This is a genomic window from Pseudomonas sp. B3G-3, assembly GCF_028640915.1.
In the GTDB taxonomy this organism is placed as follows: Bacteria; Pseudomonadota; Gammaproteobacteria; order Pseudomonadales; family Pseudomonadaceae; genus Aquipseudomonas; species Aquipseudomonas chlororaphis_I.
Genome location: NZ_JAQZAB010000067.1, coordinates 1 through 18103 on the forward strand (window position 1 = coordinate 1; position 18103 = coordinate 18103).

General features: G+C 65.7%; 13 protein-coding genes. 10 read left to right on the forward strand and 3 right to left on the reverse strand.

Annotated elements, in window-relative coordinates:
* Positions 1 to 194 precede the first annotated feature (194 nt).
* Genes PVZ80_RS06350 through mexE form a run of 3 tightly spaced genes read right to left on the reverse strand, consistent with a single transcriptional unit; the run spans position 195 to position 6064 of the window.
* Complete coding sequence (locus tag PVZ80_RS06350; RefSeq protein ID WP_009049257.1) at positions 195 to 1616, reverse strand: efflux transporter outer membrane subunit; 1422 nt, start codon at positions 1614 to 1616, stop codon at positions 195 to 197.
* Positions 1613 to 4792, reverse strand: a complete 3180-nt coding sequence (locus PVZ80_RS06355; RefSeq protein WP_273863540.1) for an efflux RND transporter permease subunit — start codon at positions 4790 to 4792, stop codon at positions 1613 to 1615. Before PVZ80_RS06355 ends, PVZ80_RS06350 begins: the two co-directional genes overlap by 4 nt.
* 15 nt (positions 4793 to 4807) lie before the next feature.
* Positions 4808 to 6064 carry a multidrug efflux RND transporter periplasmic adaptor subunit MexE gene (gene mexE / locus PVZ80_RS06360; RefSeq protein WP_009049255.1) on the reverse strand — a complete coding sequence of 419 codons (1257 nt, stop codon included), beginning with the start codon at positions 6062 to 6064 and terminating at the stop codon, positions 4808 to 4810.
* A gap of 506 nt (positions 6065 to 6570) precedes the next feature.
* Between mexE and PVZ80_RS06365 the strand changes: the two genes are divergently transcribed.
* From PVZ80_RS06365 to PVZ80_RS06410, 10 genes are all read left to right on the forward strand, one after another.
* Entirely contained in the window at positions 6571 to 7533 is a 963-nt protein-coding gene (locus tag PVZ80_RS06365; protein ID WP_028682587.1) for an ABC transporter substrate-binding protein, read from the forward strand.
* A gap of 16 nt (positions 7534 to 7549) precedes the next feature.
* On the forward strand, positions 7550 to 8869 hold the full coding sequence (locus tag PVZ80_RS06370; RefSeq protein ID WP_273863542.1) for an LLM class flavin-dependent oxidoreductase: 1320 nt from the start codon (positions 7550 to 7552) through the stop codon (positions 8867 to 8869).
* A 144-nt stretch (positions 8870 to 9013) separates the two neighbouring features.
* A complete protein-coding gene (locus PVZ80_RS06375) occupies positions 9014 to 10330 on the forward strand; it encodes a flavin-containing monooxygenase (RefSeq protein ID WP_273863543.1) in 1317 nt (438 codons plus the stop codon).
* Positions 10330 to 10740, forward strand: coding sequence for a RidA family protein (locus PVZ80_RS06380; protein ID WP_007924833.1), 411 nt, complete (start codon positions 10330 to 10332; stop codon positions 10738 to 10740). The genes PVZ80_RS06375 and PVZ80_RS06380 overlap by 1 nt, the downstream gene beginning before the upstream one ends.
* 10 nt (positions 10741 to 10750) lie before the next feature.
* Positions 10751 to 11425: a DUF1028 domain-containing protein gene (locus tag PVZ80_RS06385; RefSeq protein WP_273863544.1), complete on the forward strand. Its 675-nt coding sequence runs from the start codon at positions 10751 to 10753 to the stop codon at positions 11423 to 11425.
* Positions 11418 to 12581, forward strand: coding sequence for an acetylornithine deacetylase (gene argE / locus PVZ80_RS06390; protein WP_273863545.1), 1164 nt, complete (start codon positions 11418 to 11420; stop codon positions 12579 to 12581). The genes PVZ80_RS06385 and argE overlap by 8 nt, the downstream gene beginning before the upstream one ends.
* Positions 12578 to 14101, forward strand: a complete 1524-nt coding sequence (locus PVZ80_RS06395; RefSeq protein WP_435307285.1) for an aldehyde dehydrogenase — start codon at positions 12578 to 12580, stop codon at positions 14099 to 14101. Before argE ends, PVZ80_RS06395 begins: the two co-directional genes overlap by 4 nt.
* Before the next feature lie 57 nt (positions 14102 to 14158).
* The gene (locus tag PVZ80_RS06400) at positions 14159 to 15595 is read left to right on the forward strand and encodes an APC family permease (protein WP_273863547.1); all 1437 of its coding nucleotides are present in this window, start codon (positions 14159 to 14161) and stop codon (positions 15593 to 15595) included.
* Positions 15592 to 16974, forward strand: a complete 1383-nt coding sequence (locus tag PVZ80_RS06405; RefSeq protein WP_053269179.1) for an aspartate aminotransferase family protein — start codon at positions 15592 to 15594, stop codon at positions 16972 to 16974. The genes PVZ80_RS06400 and PVZ80_RS06405 overlap by 4 nt, the downstream gene beginning before the upstream one ends.
* A 54-nt stretch (positions 16975 to 17028) precedes the next feature.
* Positions 17029 to 18069, forward strand: coding sequence for an ABC transporter substrate-binding protein (locus PVZ80_RS06410; protein ID WP_273863548.1), 1041 nt, complete (start codon positions 17029 to 17031; stop codon positions 18067 to 18069).
* The last annotated feature ends 34 nt before the right edge of the window (positions 18070 to 18103 follow it).

Below are 18103 nucleotides of genomic sequence, written 5' to 3' on the forward strand. Positions count from 1 at the left end.
CTTTGTAGGAGCGAAGCTTGCTCGCGATCAGCCGCGAAGCGGCGCTTGCGCTGCCTGAGCCGTAGGAGCGAGCGGGCGGCGATCCGACTTGCCCGCGATGCTTTTTTTGAGGCAAAAAAAGCCCCGTGACCGAATGAGAACACGGGGCAAAAATTTGGTTGGTTGCGGCCAACCAAAGGAGCTCGGTTGAAGCCTTACTTGCTGGCGACCGTCTCAGGCTGCCAGCCGCCACCCAGGGCCTTGTAGATGGCGACGATGCCACGGTACAGGTCGACCTCGGCCTGGGCCTGGGAGTCTTCGGCGGCCAGGCGTTCGCGCTGGGCGTCGAGCAGCACCAGGAAATCGACGGTGCCTTCGCGGTAGCGGATTTGTGCCAGGTCCGCCGCGGCGCGGCTCGACTCGCTCTGGCGAATCAGCGAGATCAGCCGTTGCTGTCGCTTGCCGTAATCGCTGAAAGCGTTTTCCGATTCTTCCAGGGCCAGCAGCACTTGCTGCTCGTAGGTTGCCAGGGCGCCGTCGGCGTCGGCATTGGCGCCGCGCAGACGGGCGCGCACGCTACCCAGGTCGAAAGCAGCCCAGGTAATGCTCGGGCCCAGGGCCCAGGCATTGGCGGCCGAGGAGCCGATCTGCGAACCACGCCCGGCGGTGAAGCCGAGGAAACCACTGAGGCTGACCCGGGGGAACAGGTCGGCCTTGGCCACGCCGATCCGCGCGGTGGCGGCGGCCAACTGGCGTTCGGCGCTGAGGATGTCCGGACGGCGTTGCAGCAGCTCGCCCGGGTCGCCGATCGGCAGAGCCTTGGCAATCGCCGGCAGCTGCGCGGGCGCAAGATCGACGCTGAGCTTGTCCGGACGCTCGCCCAGCAGGGTGGCGATACGGTTGCGCTGGCGCACCTGTTCGGCCTGCAGTTGCGGCACGCTGGCCTCTACCGCGGCCAGGCGCGCATCGGCGCGGACCACGTCGAGCTGGTCGCCGACGCCGGCGTCACGCAGGCTTTCGGTGATCTTGCGCGACTCCTGCTGGTTGCTCAGGTTGGCCAGGGCGATCTTTTCCCGCAGCTGGGCGCCGCGCAGCTGGCCGTAGGCATCCACCAGCTCGGCAATCATGGTGACTTGCAGCTGGTAGAGGTCGGCCTCGGCGGCCTGCTGGTCGGCTTCGCTGGCTTCCAGGTTGCGCTGGATGCGGCCGAACAGGTCCAGTTCCCAGGCCATGTCCAGGCCCAGGTCGTAGCGTTCGCTGTTGACCCGGCGAGTGGTCTGGCCGGGGATCTGACCCTTGGCCAGGTCGCTGCTGGCGCGGCTGGTGATGGTCGGCATCGCATCGTTGCTGGCGTCGTCGCGAATCGCCCGGGCGGCCCGCAGGCGGGCGAAGGCCACGCGCAACTCACGGTTGCCCTGCAGGGACCTGGTCACCAGTTGGTTGAGCACCGGGTCGTCGAACTGTTGCCACCAGATGCCTTCGAAACGCGCGCGGTCGAAATTCTTCTGGCCCGCGGCGCCATCGGTGGCGGCCGTGATGTTGGCCGCCTCGGTCGTCGGGGTCTGATAGTCCGGGCCGACGGCACAGGCACTCAGGGCCAGTACCAGCAAGCTCGGCAGGAAGACTTTCAGGCTCATTGTTGCGCCTCCAGTTTCAGGGCACGGGTCGCTTTGCGGGCTTCGCTGCGCTCCACATAGTTGCGGATCAGGACGTAGAACACCGGGGTCAGCAGCAGGCCGAAGAAGGTCACCCCGAGCATCCCGGAGAACACCGCGACACCCATGGCATGACGCATTTCCGCACCGGCGCCGCTGGAGAACACCAGGGGCACCACACCCATGATGAAGGCGAACGAGGTCATCAGGATCGGCCGCAGACGCAGGCGGCAGGCTTCCAGCACCGCGGCCAGCGGGTCGAGGCCTTCTTCCTGTTTGTCCTTGGCGAACTCGACGATCAGGATCGCGTTCTTACAGGCCAGGCCCACCAGTACGATCAGGCCGATCTGGGTGAAGATGTTGTTGTCGCCACCGGACAGGATCACCCCGGTGATGGCCGACAGCAGGGTCATCGGCACGATCAGGATCACCGCCAGCGGCAGGCTCCAGCTCTCGTATTGCGCCGCCAGTACCAGGAACGCCAGCAGCACGCAGAGCGGGAAGACGAACAGCGCGGTGTTACCGGCAAGGATCTGCTGGTAGGTCAGCTCGGTCCATTCGTAGGTCATGCCGTTGGGCAGTTCTTCCTTGAGCAGTTTCTCGATCGCCGCTTCCGCCTGGCCGGAGCTGTAGCCCGGTGCGGCCGCGCCGTTGATTTCCGCGGTGACGAAGCCGTTGTAGTGCATCACGCGGTCGGGACCGGCGGTGTCACTGACCTTGATGAAGGTCGCCAGCGGGATCATCTCGCCCTTGTTGTTGCGTACTTTCAGCTGGCCGATCTGCTCGGCCTCGAGACGGAACTGCTGTTCGGCCTGGACGTTGACCTGGTAGGTACGGCCAAAACGGTTGAAGTCGTTGGCGTACAGCGAGCCCAGGTAGACCTGCAGGGTGTCGAAGATATCGCTGATGGCCACGCCGTGGGTCTTGGCCTTTTCCCGGTCGATAGCCGCGTCGACCTGAGGCACGTTGACCTGATAGCTGGTGAACAGCCCGGCCAGTTCCGGCACGCTGCGACTCTTGGCAATGACGTTCTGCACTTCCTTATACAGCTCTTCGTAACCCATGCCGCTGCGGTCCTCGACCTGCAGGCGGAAACCGCCAATGGTCCCCAGGCCCTGTACCGGCGGCGGTGGGAAGATCGCCATGTAGGCTTCCTGGATATCGGCGTACTTGCCGTTCAGGGCGCCGGCGATGGCCCCGGCGGACATGCTCGGGTCCTTGCGCTCGTCGAAGGGCTTGAGGGTCACGAACACGATGCCGTTGTTCGGGCTGTTGGTGAAACCGTTGATCGACAGGCCCGGGAAGGCCACCGCGCTTTCCACGCCCGGTTGCTTCAGGGCGATGTCGGACATGCGCTTGATCACGTCCTCGGTGCGGTCCAGGCTCGCGGCGTCCGGCAGTTGGGCGAAGGCCACCAGGTATTGCTTGTCCTGGGCCGGGACGAAGCCCATCGGCGTGTGGGCGAAGCCGAACCAGGTCAGCACCATCAGGCCCGCGTAGAGGAACAGGGCGATGCCGCTGCCACGGATCACCCGGCGCACGGTGCCGACGTAGCCATGACTGGCGCGGTCGAAGAAGCGGTTGAAGGGTTTGAACAACCAGCCACCCAGCAACTTGTCGAGGAACCTGGAGAAGCCGTCCTTCGGTGCGTGGTGGTCCTTGAGCAGTACCGCGGCCAGAGCCGGCGACAGGGTCAGGGAGTTGAACGCCGAGATCACCGTGGAGATCGCGATGGTCAGGGCGAACTGCTTGTAGAACTGCCCGGTCAGGCCGCTAATGAAGGCCGCCGGCACGAACACCGCGCAAAGCACCAGGGCGGTGGCGATGATCGGCCCGGTCACTTCGCGCATGGCGCGTTTGGTGGCTTCCACCGGGTTCAGGCCGAGGCCGATATTGCGTTCGACGTTTTCCACCACCACGATGGCGTCGTCCACCACGATACCGATGGCCAGGACGAGCCCGAACAGCGACAGGGCGTTGAGCGAGAAGCCGAACAGGTGCATCACGGCGAAGGTACCGATCAGCGAGACGGGCACCGCCACCAGCGGGATGATCGAGGCGCGCCAGGTCTGCAGGAACAGGATCACCACCAGCACCACCAGGATCAGTGCTTCGAACAGGGTATGCACCACGGCCTCGATGGAACCGCGGACGAAGATGGTCGGGTCGTAGACGATGCTGAAGTCCATGCCTTGCGGGAAGCTCTGCTTCAGCTCGGCCATCTTGGCCCGCACTTCGTTGGAGATCTCGATGGCGTTGGAGCCTGGGCGCTGGAAGATCGGGATCGCCACCGCCGGCTGGTTGTTCAGCAGCGAACGCAGGGCGTACTGGTTGGAGCCCAGCTCGACCCGGGCGATGTCTTTCAGGCGAGTGATTTCACCGTTGTCGCCTGCGCGAATGATGATGTTCTCGAACTCTTCCTCGGTCACCAGGCGACCCTGGGTGTTGACCGACAGCTGGAAGCTGGTGGCGCTCGGCGCGGGCGGGGCGCCCAGGGTACCGGCGGCGACCTGGCGGTTCTGCTCGCGAATGGCGGTGACCACGTCGGTGGCGGTGAGGTTGCGCGAAGCGGTCTTGTTCGGGTCGAGCCAGACCCGCAGCGAGTAGTCGCCCATGCCGAACAGCTGCACGTCACCGACGCCGCCCAGGCGCGCCAGCTCATCCTTGATATTGAGGATGGCGTAGTTGGACAGGTAGAGCATGTCGTAGCGTTTGTCCGGCGAGGTCAGGTGCACGACCATGGTCAGGTCGGGCGACGCCTTGTCCACGGTGATACCGATGCGCGTCACCTCTTCAGGCAGCTTGGGCTCGGTCCGGGTCACGCGGTTCTGCACCTGCACCTGGGCGTTGTCCAGGTCGGTCCCCAGGGCGAAGGTGATGGTCAGGGTGATCTTGCCGTCGGCGGTGGACTGCGAGGACATGTAGAGCATGTTCTCGACGCCGGTGATGGCCTGCTCCAGGGGCGCGGCCACGGTTTCGCCGATGACTTTCGGGTTGGCGCCCGGGAAGTTGGCGCGTACCACCACGGTCGGCGGTACCACTTCCGGGTATTCGCTGATGGGCAGCTGGAACAGCGAGATGGAGCCGGCGATCAGGATCAGCAGCGACAGCACCGCTGCGAAGATCGGCCGTGAAATGAAGAATTGGGAGAAATTCATCTTGAGTCTTTTCCCTTAACCGCGTGGAGTCGCAGCGCTGGCCAGTTTCGCAGCCGCTTCAGGCGCGCCCTTGGCGGGGGCGACTTGAGGCAGGTTGCTGGCTTCCAGGGCTTGTCGTTGTTGCGCCAGGGCGGCGAGGGTTTCCTTGCTGGCCATCGGCACTACTTCAGGGCTGACCGGCGCGCCCGGACGGGCTCGCTGCAGACCCTTGACGATGATGGTGTCGTCCTTGTTCAGGCCGTTGCGCACAATGCGCAGGCCTTCGATCTTCGGCCCCAGCTCGACGGCGCGGTACGCCGGCTTGTTGTCGGCGTCCATCACCAGCACGAACTTCTTGCCCAGGTCGGTCCCCACCGCTTCGTCGTTGATCAGCACGGCGGAGTAGGTGCCGCTGCCCACCAGTTTCAGGCGCGCATAGAGGCCCGGGGTGTAGCTGCCGTCGCTGTTGTCGAACACCGCGCGACCGCGGATGGTGCCGGTCTGCGGGTTGACCTGGTTGTCGACGAAGTTCATCTGGCCCAGGTGCGGGTGGCCATCCTCATTGGACAGGCCGAGATAGACCGGGGTGGTCTGGCCGCGCTGGCCCTGGCGGGCGAGCTGGGTGTACTTGAGGTACACACGCTCGTCGGCGTCGAAGTAGGCGTAGACCTTGTCGGTGGAGACCACGCTGGTCAGCGGGGTGACGTCGGCGGTCACCAGGTTGCCGGCGGTGATTTCCGCGCGGCTGACGCGACCGCTGATGGGCGCGGTGACCCGGGTGAAGCTCAGGTTGAGCTTGGCCACGTCCAGTTGCGCCTGGATCGCGTCGACCCCGGCGCGGGCTTCCTGGGCGGCGCTGGTGCGGGTGTCGGCCAGTTCGGCGGAAATCGCGTTGCTGGTCAGCAGGCGCTGGCCGCGCTGGGCTTCATTGGCACTGCGGGTGGCGGTGGCGCGGGCTTGTTGCAGCTGGGCTTCCAGGCGGCGTACTTCGGCCTGGAACGGCCGTGGGTCGATCTGGAACAGCAGGTCGCCTTTCTTCACCAGGGCGCCTTCGGTGAAGGCCACCTGGTCGATCTGGCCGGAAACCCGTGGGCGGATCTGGACGGTTTCAGGCGCCTCGAGGCGCCCGGTGAACTCGTCCCATTCGTTGACCGGTTGCTCCAGCACCTTGGCCACACTGACTTTGGCGGCGGGCATGTTGGCGGCCGTTTGCGGTGCCTTGCCACAGGCGCTCATCACCAGCACAGCCAATAATGCGAGAGGGAAGCGTAAGTGTTTGAGTGACTGTTCCATGGATCATCCGCCAATGTATTTGAGATGGGCGGATGATGCTCGGCAGGGGTTGTATCGCACGAATCGAATGAGCCGAAGGTAACTATCATTCGGAATGATATAAGCGCGATGAAAGCCCTCTAGCATGCACCTTTCGTTAGGGTGCTATCAATTCCTTAAATGGAATTTCATTGTTTCCCGGATTGTAAGGGTGGGAAGAGGGGACGAGTCTCATCGCGAGCCATCGAGCATCGACCCATTGCTGCTGTACCGGACTGATAAAAGCATCCTTTACCCCTGCTGTAGCGAGCCTGCTCGCAGTGCGCCTGGGTTGCCAGGAAGAGGGCTTGGGCAAGCGCGTTACGCCAGGGCTGTCTTTAAATGCAAATTTTGCATATTAAGTTATTCCTAAAATGACTTTTACAGCGCTCCTTGGTGTCGTTAGCTTATAGGCTGTGGTTTTTAAGATTTCTCCTTATATAACCAAATAAATGACAGCCCCGACTTTCGACTTCCTGGAGATTGCCTTGCGTACACTTCTGCAACTGGCCGCCGCCGCGCTGGCCGCGTCCATCAGCCTCGGTGCCTCGGCGCTCACCCTCACCGTCGGCGACCAAAGCTACAACACCCGCGCGGTGATGGATGCCGCCGGCGTGCTCGACAACCTGCCATACACCCTGGAATGGAAGCAGTTCACCGCCGGCTCGCCGGTGGCCGAAGCGCTGAACTCCGGCAGCCTCGACCTCGGGCTGCTGGGGGATGCGCCACCGCTGTTCCTCGGTGCCCTGGGGGCGCCGATCAAGGTGATCGCGGTCACCCGGCAGAATCTTTCCGGGGTGGCCATCGTGGTCAACCAGGATTCGCCGATCAAGACCGTCGCCGACATCCGTGGCAAACGCGTGGCGATCTGGAAGGGCTCCTGGAGCCAGCAACTGCTGTTCAGCGCGCTGGACCAGGCTGGCGTGCCCCGTGACGCGGTGGACATCCGCTACCTCAGCGCCCTCGATGCCTTCCATGCGCTGGAAGGCGGCTCGGTGGATGTGATCGCCACCTGGGAACCCTACGTGACGCAACAGGAGCGGCGCGGTGGCCGGGTGATCGCCACGGCGCAAGGGCTGATCCCGGCGCAGAGCTTCGTGGTCGGCAACAACCGTTCCCTGGAAGAAAAACGCGCGGCCATCGGCGACTTCCTGCAACGGCTGAAAAAAGCCCGGGCCTGGAGCGTCAACGATCCTGCCCACAGCGAGGCCTATGCCGATGCCTGGGCCGAGCGCACCCGCGCCGACCGGGAGATCGCCCGTGCCTGGTTCCGTCGGGCGCAAACCGACGTGGGGCCGATCAGCCCGCAGAACATCGCCGACGCCCAGAAGACCGTGGATTTCTTCAGTGGCATCGGCCTGATCAAGTCCTACCCGGCCGCCAGCCTGTTCGACACCTCCTTTAATGCCGCCTTGCAGAATCCTGCTGTGACGGTTCAGGCCGCGCCGTAACCATCAAGGACCTTCCATGAGCACACGACAACTGAAACTGGGCGCCCTGACCATGGGCGTCGGTGGCCCCGGGCGGCACAACCTGTGGCTGGACCCCGAATTGCCGGCTGACGCCAGTGTCAATATCGACTGGTACATCGACATTGCGCGCCAGGCCGAGGCGGCGTTGTTCGACCTGATCTTCATCGTCGACAGCCAGTTCATCACCCCGGGCTCGCCGCCCCATTACCTGAACCGCCTGGAGCCACTGACGCTGCTCTCGGCGCTGGCGGTGAGCACGCGGCATATCGGCCTGGTGGGCACGCTCACCACCTCCTATAACGAGCCGTTCAACGTCGCCCGCCGCCTGGCGTCGCTGGACCTGATCAGCAAGGGCCGCGCCGGCTGGAACGTGGTCACCAGCGGCGACGCCGGCACCGCCGGCAACTACGGGCGCGACGAGCACTACGACTACGACACCCGCTATGGCCGGGCCCGGGAGCATGTGCAGGTGGTGCAGGGCTTGTGGCAGTCCTGGGAGGACGACGCCTTTGTCCGGGATCGCGCCACCGGGCGTTATTTCGACCCGGCCAAGCTGCACGCGCTGAACCACAAGGGCGAGCATTTCTCCGTGGTCGGGCCGCTCAACCTGCAACGCTCGCCGCAAGGCCAGCCGGTGATCTTCCAGGCGGGGGACTCCGAACAAGGCCGTGAGCTGGGCGCAGCGATTGCCGACGTGGTCTTCACCCATGCGCCGAGCCTGGAGCAGGGCCAGGCGTTCTACCGGGAAATCAAGGAACGCGCGTTGCGCCAGGGCCGCGATCCGGAACAGGTGCTGGTGCTGCCGGGGGCCGAGGTGTTCGTCGGCGACAGCGATGAGCAGGCGCGGGAACTCGAACGTCATTACCACGCGGCCGATCACAGTTTCGAGCAGGCCCTGCTGGAGTTCGGCCGTTCCTTTGGCTGGCATGACTTCAGCCAGTACGAGCTGGATGCACCTTTCCCGGCGCAGGCCCTGGAGTTCGCCCGCAGCAGCTTTTTCACGCTGGCCAAGCGCATCACCGAGCGCGCGGTCAGCGAAGGACTCAGCCTGCGCCAGGCGGTGCAAGCCTCCCGACAGCTGCGCCCCGGCGCCTTTGTCGGCAGCGCCGAAACCGTCGCGGCGAAGATGAGTGAATGGTTCGAGGCGCGGGCCGTGGACGGTTTCAACCTCTACATCGGCCACCCGGGGCAGTTTCGCCGGTTCACCGAGGAGGTGGTGCCGTTGCTTCAGGAGCGCGGGGTGTATCGCCGCGAATACCCGGGCAGCACCTTGCGCGAAAACCTCGGGCTGACGATTCCGCGCAACCTGCGCTGATGCACAGAAACCCCAGATAGCCAGAGAGTTTTTTACTCTCTAGCAACCACAAAAATCATAATTTCGGCATTTCCCGCCTTCTCCCAGAATGCGTCCTACACCTCCCACGGCTGCCTACGTGGGATCACTCAGTAGGGCGCAGACATGACAACCCATAAAACAACAATCGATACGCTTGTAGTGGGCGCCGGCCAAGCCGGCGTGGCCATGAGCGAACACCTGAGCCGCCTGGGCGTGCCGCACCTGGTGCTGGAACGCAACCGCATCGCCGAAGCCTGGCGCACCGGGCGCTGGGATTCGCTGGTGGCCAACGGCCCGGCCTGGCACGACCGCTTTCCCGGCCTGGAATTCGAAGGCCTGGACCCCGATGCCTTTGCCGGCAAGGACCAGGTGGCCGACTACTTCGAAACCTACGCCCGCAAGTTCAATGCGCCGATCCGCACCGGCGTCGAAGTCAGGAAGGTGGTGCGTAACGCTAACCGCCCGGGCTTCACCGTGGACACCAGCGACGGGGTGATCGAAGCCCGCCAGGTGGTGGTGGCCACCGGTCCGTTCCAGTGCCCGGTGATCCCGCCGATCGCCCCGCAGGATCCGCGCGTGCTGCAGATGCACTCGGCGGCCTACCGCAACCCGCAGCAGTTGCCCGAAGGCGCGGTGCTGGTGGTGGGGGCGGGCTCCTCGGGGGTGCAGATCGCCGATGAGCTGCAACGCGCCGGCAAGCAGGTCTACCTTTCGGTCGGGGCCCATGACCGTCCGCCGCGGGCCTACCGCAACCGTGATTTCTGCTGGTGGCTGGGGGTGCTCGGCGAGTGGGATGCCGAGACCATGCAGCCGGGCAAGGAGCACGTGACCATCGCCGTCAGCGGCGCCCGTGGCGGGCATACCGTGGACTTCCGCCGGCTGGCCCACCAGGGCATGACCCTGGTCGGCCTGACCAAGGCCTTCGAGAACGGCGTGGCCCGCTTCGAGGCCAACCTGGCCGAGAACATTGCCCGCGGCGACGAAAACTACCTGGCGCTGCTCGACGCCGCCGACGCCTACATCGCCCGCAACGGCCTGGACCTGCCGGAAGAGCCCGAAGCGCGGGTGATGCTGCCGGACCCGCCGTGCCTGACCCAGCCGATCCTCGAACTCGACCTGGCCAAGGCCGGCGTCGGCACCATCATCTGGGCCACCGGTTATTCGGTGGACTACAGCTGGCTGCAGGTCGATGCCTTCAAGGACAACGGCAAGCCCCGCCATCAGCGCGGCGTGTCCAGCGAGCCCGGGGTCTATTTCGTCGGCCTGCCGTGGCTGTCGCGCCGTGGCTCGGCGTTTATCTGGGGCGTGTGGCACGACGCCCGGCACATCGCCGAGCACATCGTCAAACAGCGCCTCTACTTCGATTACCGCGACGCCGCGCAGCGTCAAGTCGAGTGCGAATCCTCCATTGAATCCACCAGCCTCATGGGAGCCCGCTGATGCCTACGCATACCCGCATCCGCATGTTCAACACCAAAGACACCTACCCGAACCAGAGCCTGGACAACGACCTGTGCCAGGCCGTGCGCGCCGGCAACACCGTGTATGTGCGCGGCCAGGTCGGCACCGACTTCAATGGCCAGCTGGTCGGCCTCGGCGATCCGCGGGCCCAGGCCGAACAGGCCATGCGCAACGTCAAGCAATTGCTGGAAGAGGCCGGCAGCGACCTCAGCCATATCGTCAAGACCACCACCTACCTGATCGACCCGCGTTACCGCGAGCCGGTCTACCAGGAGGTCGGCAAGTGGCTCAAGGGCGTGTTCCCGATCTCCACCGGGCTGGTGGTCAGCGCCCTGGGCCAGCCGCAGTGGCTGATGGAAATCGACGTGATCGCGGTCATCCCCGAATAAGGAGTTCGCCATGACTTTCTCCATCGTCGGCCGCTGCGTCGAAACCGGCCAGCTGGGCATCGCCATCAGCTCGTCGAGCATCGCCGTCGGCGCCCGTTGCCCCTGGCTGCGCAGCGGGGTGGGCGCGGTGTCGAGCCAGAACATCACCTTGCCGGCCCTCGGCCCGCAGGTGCTCGACGGCCTGGGCGAAGGCCTGGCGCCCGCGCAGGCCCTGGACCAGGCATTGACCCGCAACGGCTACAGCCAGTACCGCCAGGTGGCGGTGGTGGATGCCCAGGGGCGCACGGCGCTGTTCAGCGGCAATCATGCACTGGGCATTAACAATGCGGTGGCCGGTGAGCAGTGCGTGGCGGCCGGCAACCTGCTGGCCAACAGCACAGTGATCGAGCGCATGGTCGAGGCCTTCGAAAGCAGCGAAGGCTGCCTGGCGGCGCGGCTGCTCAGCGCGCTGCAGGCCGGGCAGGATGCCGGGGGCGAGGCGGGCGCGGTGCATTCGGCGGCGCTGTCGGTGGTCGGCGAGCTGGTCTGGCCGATCGTCGACCTGCGGGTGGACTGGGCCGAGGCCAACCCCATCGGCGAGTTGCAGAAACTCTGGAGCGCCTACGAGCCGCAGTTGCAGGACTACCTGACCCGCGCCCTCAACCCGACCCTGGCGCCGAGCTACGGAGTGCCGGGCGATGAGTGAGCTGCGCAGCCGCGCCTTGTTGGCCAGGCTGGTGGGCTTTGCCACGGTCAGCCGCGATTCGAACCTGGCCCTGATCGAGTTCGTCCGCGACTACCTGCACGGTCTGGGGGTGAGCTGCGAGCTGATCTACAACGCCGAGCGGACCAAGGCCAACCTGCTGGCCAGCATCGGCCCGGCGCTGGAAGGCGGCGTGGTGCTGTCGGGCCACACCGATGTGGTGCCGGTGGACGGCCAGTCCTGGACGTTCGAACCCTTCAGCCTGACCGAGCGCGACGGCAAGCTCTACGGGCGCGGCACCGCCGACATGAAAGGCTACCTGGCCTCGGTGCTGGCCGCAGTGCCGCTGTTTCTCGCAAGCCCGCTGCGCCGGCCGGTGCACCTGGCGTTCTCCTATGACGAGGAGGTCGGCTGCCTCGGTGTGCGCAGCCTGCTGGAGCTGTTGCCACAGCGCATTCCCCAACCGGCGCTGTGCCTGATCGGCGAGCCCACTGAGCTCAAGCCTGTGCTCGGCCACAAGGGCAAGCTGGCCATGCGTTGCCATGTGCACGGCGCGCCGTGCCACTCGGCCTATGCGCCTTACGGGGTCAACGCCATCGAGCAGGCGGCGCGGCTGATCGGCCGGCTGGGGGAGATCGGCCAGCGCCTGGCGGCCCCTGAGCATCACGACGCCCGCTTCGACCCGGCGTTCTCCACCGTGCAGGTCGGGGTGATCCAGGGTGGCACGGCGCTGAATATCGTCCCGGCCGATTGCCGCTTCGACTTCGAGGTGCGTGCCTTGCCGGCCTTCGAGCCCCAGGCGGTGGTGGACGAACTGCAAGGCTATGCCGAACAGGCGCTGTTGCCGGCGATGCAGGCAATCAAGGCCGACACGGCGATCCGCTTCGAAGCGATCTCGGCCTATCCGGGGTTGGCGACTGCCCCTGAAGGCGCCGCCGCGCAACTGGTGGCGCAACTCTGTGGCAGCGCGGCCTTCAGCACCGTGGCCTTTGGCACCGAAGGCGGGCTGTTCCATCAGGCCGGGATTGCGGCGGTGGTCTGCGGCCCCGGCAGCATGGACCAGGGCCACAAGCCGGACGAATTCGTCAGCGTCGAGCAGATGGCGGCCTGCGACCGGCTGATGGAGCGCCTGGCCGAATACCTCTGCAACCCTTCATGACAACTCATAAGAACAAGGAATCCGCGGTGAACGATTTCAACGAGTGGACAGCCCTGGCGCAACGCCAACGCCTGATCGACAGCGCCTTTATCGACGGCGAGGCGTGCCAGGCCGAGAGCGGCGCGCGCTTCGCTGTGGTCAACCCGGCCACCGAGAAACTCCTGGCCCAGGTGGCCGCCTGCGGTGAGGTCGAGGTCGACCGGGCGGTGCGCAGCGCCCGTCGTGCGTTCGAGCAGGGCCCCTGGGCCAGGATGGCGCCGGGTGAGCGCAAGGCGATCCTGCTGCGCCTGTCGCGGCTGATGCTGGAGCACCGCGACGAACTGGCCTTGCTCGATTCCCTGAGCATGGGTAAGCCGGTGATGGATGCCTGGAACATCGACGTGCCGGGCGCCGCGCAGGTGTTCGCCTGGTACGGCGAAAGCCTCGACAAGCTCTACGACCAGGTGGCGCCGAGCGCGAGCAATGTCCTGGCGACCATTACCCGGGTGCCGCTGGGGGTGATCGGCGCGGTGGTGCCGTGGAACTTCCCGTTGGACATGGCCGCCTGGAAGCTGGCCCCGGCCCTGGCCGCCGGCAACAGCGTGGTGCTCAAGCCGGCCGAGCAGTCGCCGTTCTCGGCCCTGCGCCTGGCGGAGTTGGCCATCGAAGCCGGGATTCCCAAGGGCGTGCTCAACGTGGTGCCGGGCCTGGGCGAGGAGGCCGGTCGTGCCCTGGGCCTGCACATGGAGGTGGATGCCCTGGTGTTCACCGGTTCCACCGAGGTGGGCAAGTACTTCATGCAGTACGCCGCGCAATCGAACCTCAAGCAGGTCTGGCTGGAGTGCGGTGGCAAGAGCCCGAACCTGGTGTTCGCCGATTGCCAGGACCTGGACCTGGCGGCCGAGAAAGCCGCATTCGGCATCTTCTTCAACCAGGGCGAGGTCTGCTCGGCCAACTCGCGCCTGCTGGTGCAGCGCTCGATCGCCGACGGGTTCATCGAGCGCCTGGTGGCCAAGGCGCGCCAGTGGCAGCCGGGCAATCCGCTGGACCCGGCGAGCCGGGCCGGGGCCATTGTCGATGCGCGGCAGACGCAGCGCATCAAGCGCTACATCGAACAGGCCCGGGCCGAGGGCGCGCAACTGGTGTGCGGCGGTCGGCAACTGAGCTTCGACGGCTCGAGCAACTTCATCGAGCCGACCCTCTTCACGGGCGTGACCGCCGACATGACCCTGGCCCGCGAAGAAGTGTTCGGCCCGGTGCTGGCGGTCACGTTGTTCGACGACGAAGACCAGGCGGTGGCCCTGGCCAACGAGCACATCTATGGCCTGGCCGCGTCGCTGTGGACCGACGATCTGAACCGCGCGCACCGGGTGGCACGGCGGCTGAATGCCGGGACGGTGTCGGTGAATACCGTCGACGCGCTGGACGTGACCGTGCCCTTTGGCGGCGGCAAGCAGTCGGGCTTTGGCCGCGACCTGTCGCTGCATTCGTTCGACAAGTACACCCAGCTGAAAACCACCTGGATTCAATTGCGGGGCTGAGGGCCCCGAGCGCAGCACCGATCTTCCAAAAAATAGAACAACAAGACGGAGCAACCGATGAACAGCAATGCAAGCGTGCAAACCGGCGTTCTGGCGCCGCCCGCGAGTCGCAAGAAACTCGGCCTTACCGCGCTGTTGGCGGTGGCCATCGGCCTGGTGGTCTCACAAGGCGTGATGGTGCTGATGCTGCAAGGCGTCGGCATCGCCGGCCTGGGCTTTATCGTGCCCCTGGGCCTGGCCTACCTGCTGGCCCTGAGCTACGCCTGTTCGTTCTCCGAGCTGGCGCTGATGATCCCCCGCGCCGGCAGCCTGAGCACCTACACCGAAGTCGCCATCGGCCAGTTCCCGGCGATCCTGGCGACCTTTTCCGGCTACGTGGTGGTGGCGATGTTCGCCCTGTCGGCCGAGCTGTTGCTGATGGAATTCATCATCGACAAGGTCTACCCGCACTCCATGCCGCCGCTGACCGTGGCCCTGGCGGTACTGGCGCTGTTCACCGTGCTCAACCTGTTCAACATCGACATCTTCGCCCGCCTGCAGACGGTGCTGGCGGTGGTGATGACCGTGGTGTTGCTGGTGATGGGCCTGAGCGCGATGAACAGCGACATCGTCACGCCCAACCCGACGCTGTTCGACAGCGCCCACTGGAACCCCATGGGCCTGGGGGTGATCGCCCTGACGGCGATGGCGGTCTGGGGTTTCGTCGGCGCCGAGTTCGTCTGCCCGCTGGTGGAAGAAACCCGGCGCCCGGAGCGCAATATCCCGGGCTCGATGATGCTCGGCCTGACCATCATCTTCGTGATCATCAGCCTGTACGCCCTGGGCGCCTTGCTCACCGTGCCCCAGGCGGAACTGGCCAGCAACGGCCTGCCGCATTACCTGTTCGCCACCACGGTGTTCGGCGAGGCGGGCAAAGTGTTCCTGGTGACCGCGGCGATCACCGCCACTTGCAGCACCCTCAACAGTTCGCTGGCGGCGATCCCGCGCATGCTGTTCGGCATGGCCCGTAACGGCCAGGCCTTCGGCGTGTTCAAGCGCCAGGGCAAGCGCACCGGCGCGCCCTGGGTCGCGGTGCTGTTCATTGCCGCGGTCACCGGCCTGCCGTTGCTGCTGATGCACGACCATGCCGACGCGATCAACCAACTGCTGCTCTCGGCGGCCCTGGCCTGGTTGCTGGCCTACATCATCACCCACGTCAACGTCATCGCCCTGCGCCGCCGCTACCCGCAGGTGGCGCGGCCGTTCCGCACGCCGTTCTACCCCTTGCCGCAGCTGTTCGGTATCGCCGGCATGCTGTTTGCGATCTGCAACGTGTCGCCCAGCCCGGAGATGACCTTTTCGATTTTTGCCTACGCAGGCCTGGTGCTGCTGATCGTCTCGATCATCGCCGTGCTGTGGATCAAGGGCGTGATGGGCAAGCCACTGTTCAAGCCGGAGCCGCTGGCCAGCGTGCTCGGCAGCCTCGATAAAAAACCGCAAGGAGACTCGCAATGACCGTTCAAGTGAAACCCGTCCGCAGCACCGGCGACTACCAGGCCGCGGATGCCGCGCACCACATTCATGCGTTCCTCGACCAGAAGGCGCTGAACGCCGAAGGGCCGCGGGTGATCGTGCGGGGTGAGGGCCTGGCGCTCTGGGACAACGACGGCAAGCGCTACCTGGACGGCATGTCGGGCCTGTGGTGCACCAACCTCGGCTACGGCCGCAAGGACCTGGCCGCCGCCGCCAGCCAGCAGCTCGAACAGTTGCCGTACTACAACATGTTCTTCCACACCACCCACCCGGCGGTGGTCGAGCTGTCGGAGCTGCTGTTCAGCCTGCTGCCTGCGCACTACAGCCACGCGATCTACACCAACTCCGGCTCCGAGGCCAACGAGGTGCTGATCCGCACCGTGCGTCGCTACTGGCAGATCCTCGGCAAGCCGCAGAAGAAGATCATGATCGGCCGCTGGAACGGCTACCACGGCTCGACCCTCGGCGCCACGGCGCTGGGCGGGATGAAGTTCATGCACGACATGGGCGGGGTGATCCCGGACGTGGCGCACATCGACGAGCCGTACTGGTTCGCCCACGAAGGCGACCTGACCCCGGTCGAGTTCGGCCTGCGTGCCGCGCGGCAGCTGGAAGAGAAGATCCTCGAACTGGGCGCCGAGAATGTCGCGGCCTTCGTCGCCGAACCCTTCCAGGGCGCCGGCGGCATGATCTTCCCGCCAGAAAGCTACTGGCCGGAGATCCAGCGCATCTGCCGCCAGTACGATGTGCTGCTGTGCGCCGATGAAGTGATCGGCGGTTTCGGCCGCACCGGCGAGTGGTTCGCCCACCAGCATTTCGGTTTCGAGCCCGACACCCTGTCGATCGCCAAGGGCCTGACCAGCGGCTACATCCCCATGGGCGGGCTGATCCTCTCCAGGCGCATGGCTGAGGTGCTGGTGGAGCAGGGCGGGGTGTTCGCCCACGGCCTGACCTATTCCGGCCACCCGGTGGCGGCGGCGGTGGCCATCGCCAACCTCAAGGCTCTGCGCGACGAAGGCATTGTCAGCCGGGTCAAGCAGGACACCGGGCCTTACCTGCAGCGCTGCCTGCGCGAAGTCTTCGACCACCACCCGTTGATTGGCGAGGTGCAGGGCGCCGGGCTGGTGGCGGCCTTGCAGTTCGCCGAAGACAAGGCCAGCCGCAAGCGTTTCGCCAACGAGAACGACATGGCCTGGCGTTGCCGCACCATCGGCTTCGAAGAGGGCCTGATCATCCGCTCGACCCTGGGCCGGATGATCATGGCCCCGGCCCTGGTGGCCAGCCACGCCGACATCGATGAACTGGTCGACAAGACCCGTACCGCCGTAGACAGGACCGCCCGCGAATACGGTCGTCTGTAGGCCCAAAAGCGGCCGGCGCGCGCGGGCGCGTCGGCCTGTTAGAGGAACCGCTACATGTCCAGATCCTTGCGTTGCTGTGTTCCCTTTGCCCTGGCCCTGTTGTGCAGCGCTGTTGCGGCCGCACCGCAGAGCCTCACCGTCATCTCCTTTGGCGGTGCCACCAAGCAGGCCCAGGACAAGGCCTACTTCCAACCTTTCACCGCCAGCGGCGCAGGACGCGTGGTCGCCGGCGAATACAACGGGGAGCTGTCGAAAATCAAGGCCATGGTCGATGTCGGCCATACCAGTTGGGACGTGGTCGAAGTCGAAAGCCCGGAGCTGTTGCGTGGCTGTGACGAAGGCCTGTTCGAACGCCTCGACCCGGCGCGCTTCGGCGATCCGGCGCAGTTCGTGCCGGGGACCCTGAGCGAATGCGGGGTGGCCACCTATGTCTGGTCGATGGTCATGGCCTACGACCAGGACAAGCTGGCCAAGGCCCCGACCTCCTGGGCGGATTTCTGGAATGTTGCCGACTTCCCCGGCAAGCGCGGCTTGCGCAAGGGCGCCAAGTACACCCTGGAAATCGCCTTGCTCGCCGACGGGGTCAAGCCGGAGCAGCTGTACAAGGTGCTGGGCACTCCCGAGGGCGTGACCCGGGCGTTCGCCAAGCTCGACCAGATCAAGGGCAATATCCAGTGGTGGGAGGCGGGCGCGCAGCCGCCGCAATGGCTGATCGCCGGCGATGTGGTGATGAGCGCGGCCTACAACGGCCGGATCGCCTCGGCGCAGAAGGAAGGCATGAAACTGAGCATCGTCTGGCCGCAGAGCCTGTACGACCCGGAGTACTGGGCGGTGGTCAAGGGCACGCCGAACAAGGCATTGGCCGAAGACTTCATCGCCTTCGCCAGCCAGCCGCAGACCCAGAAGGTGTTCTCCGAGGAGATCCCCTACGGGCCGGTGCACCGTGACGCGCTGGCGCTGCTGCCGGCGGCGGTGCAACAGCAACTGCCCACCGCTGCAGCCAACCTGGCCGGGGCGCGGGCCGTGGACGCGGAGTTCTGGGTGGACCATGGCGAGGAACTGGAGCAGCGCTTCAATGCCTGGGCGGCGCGCTGAAATTGCGGCATCGCCGGGCTTGCGAGAGCGGGTA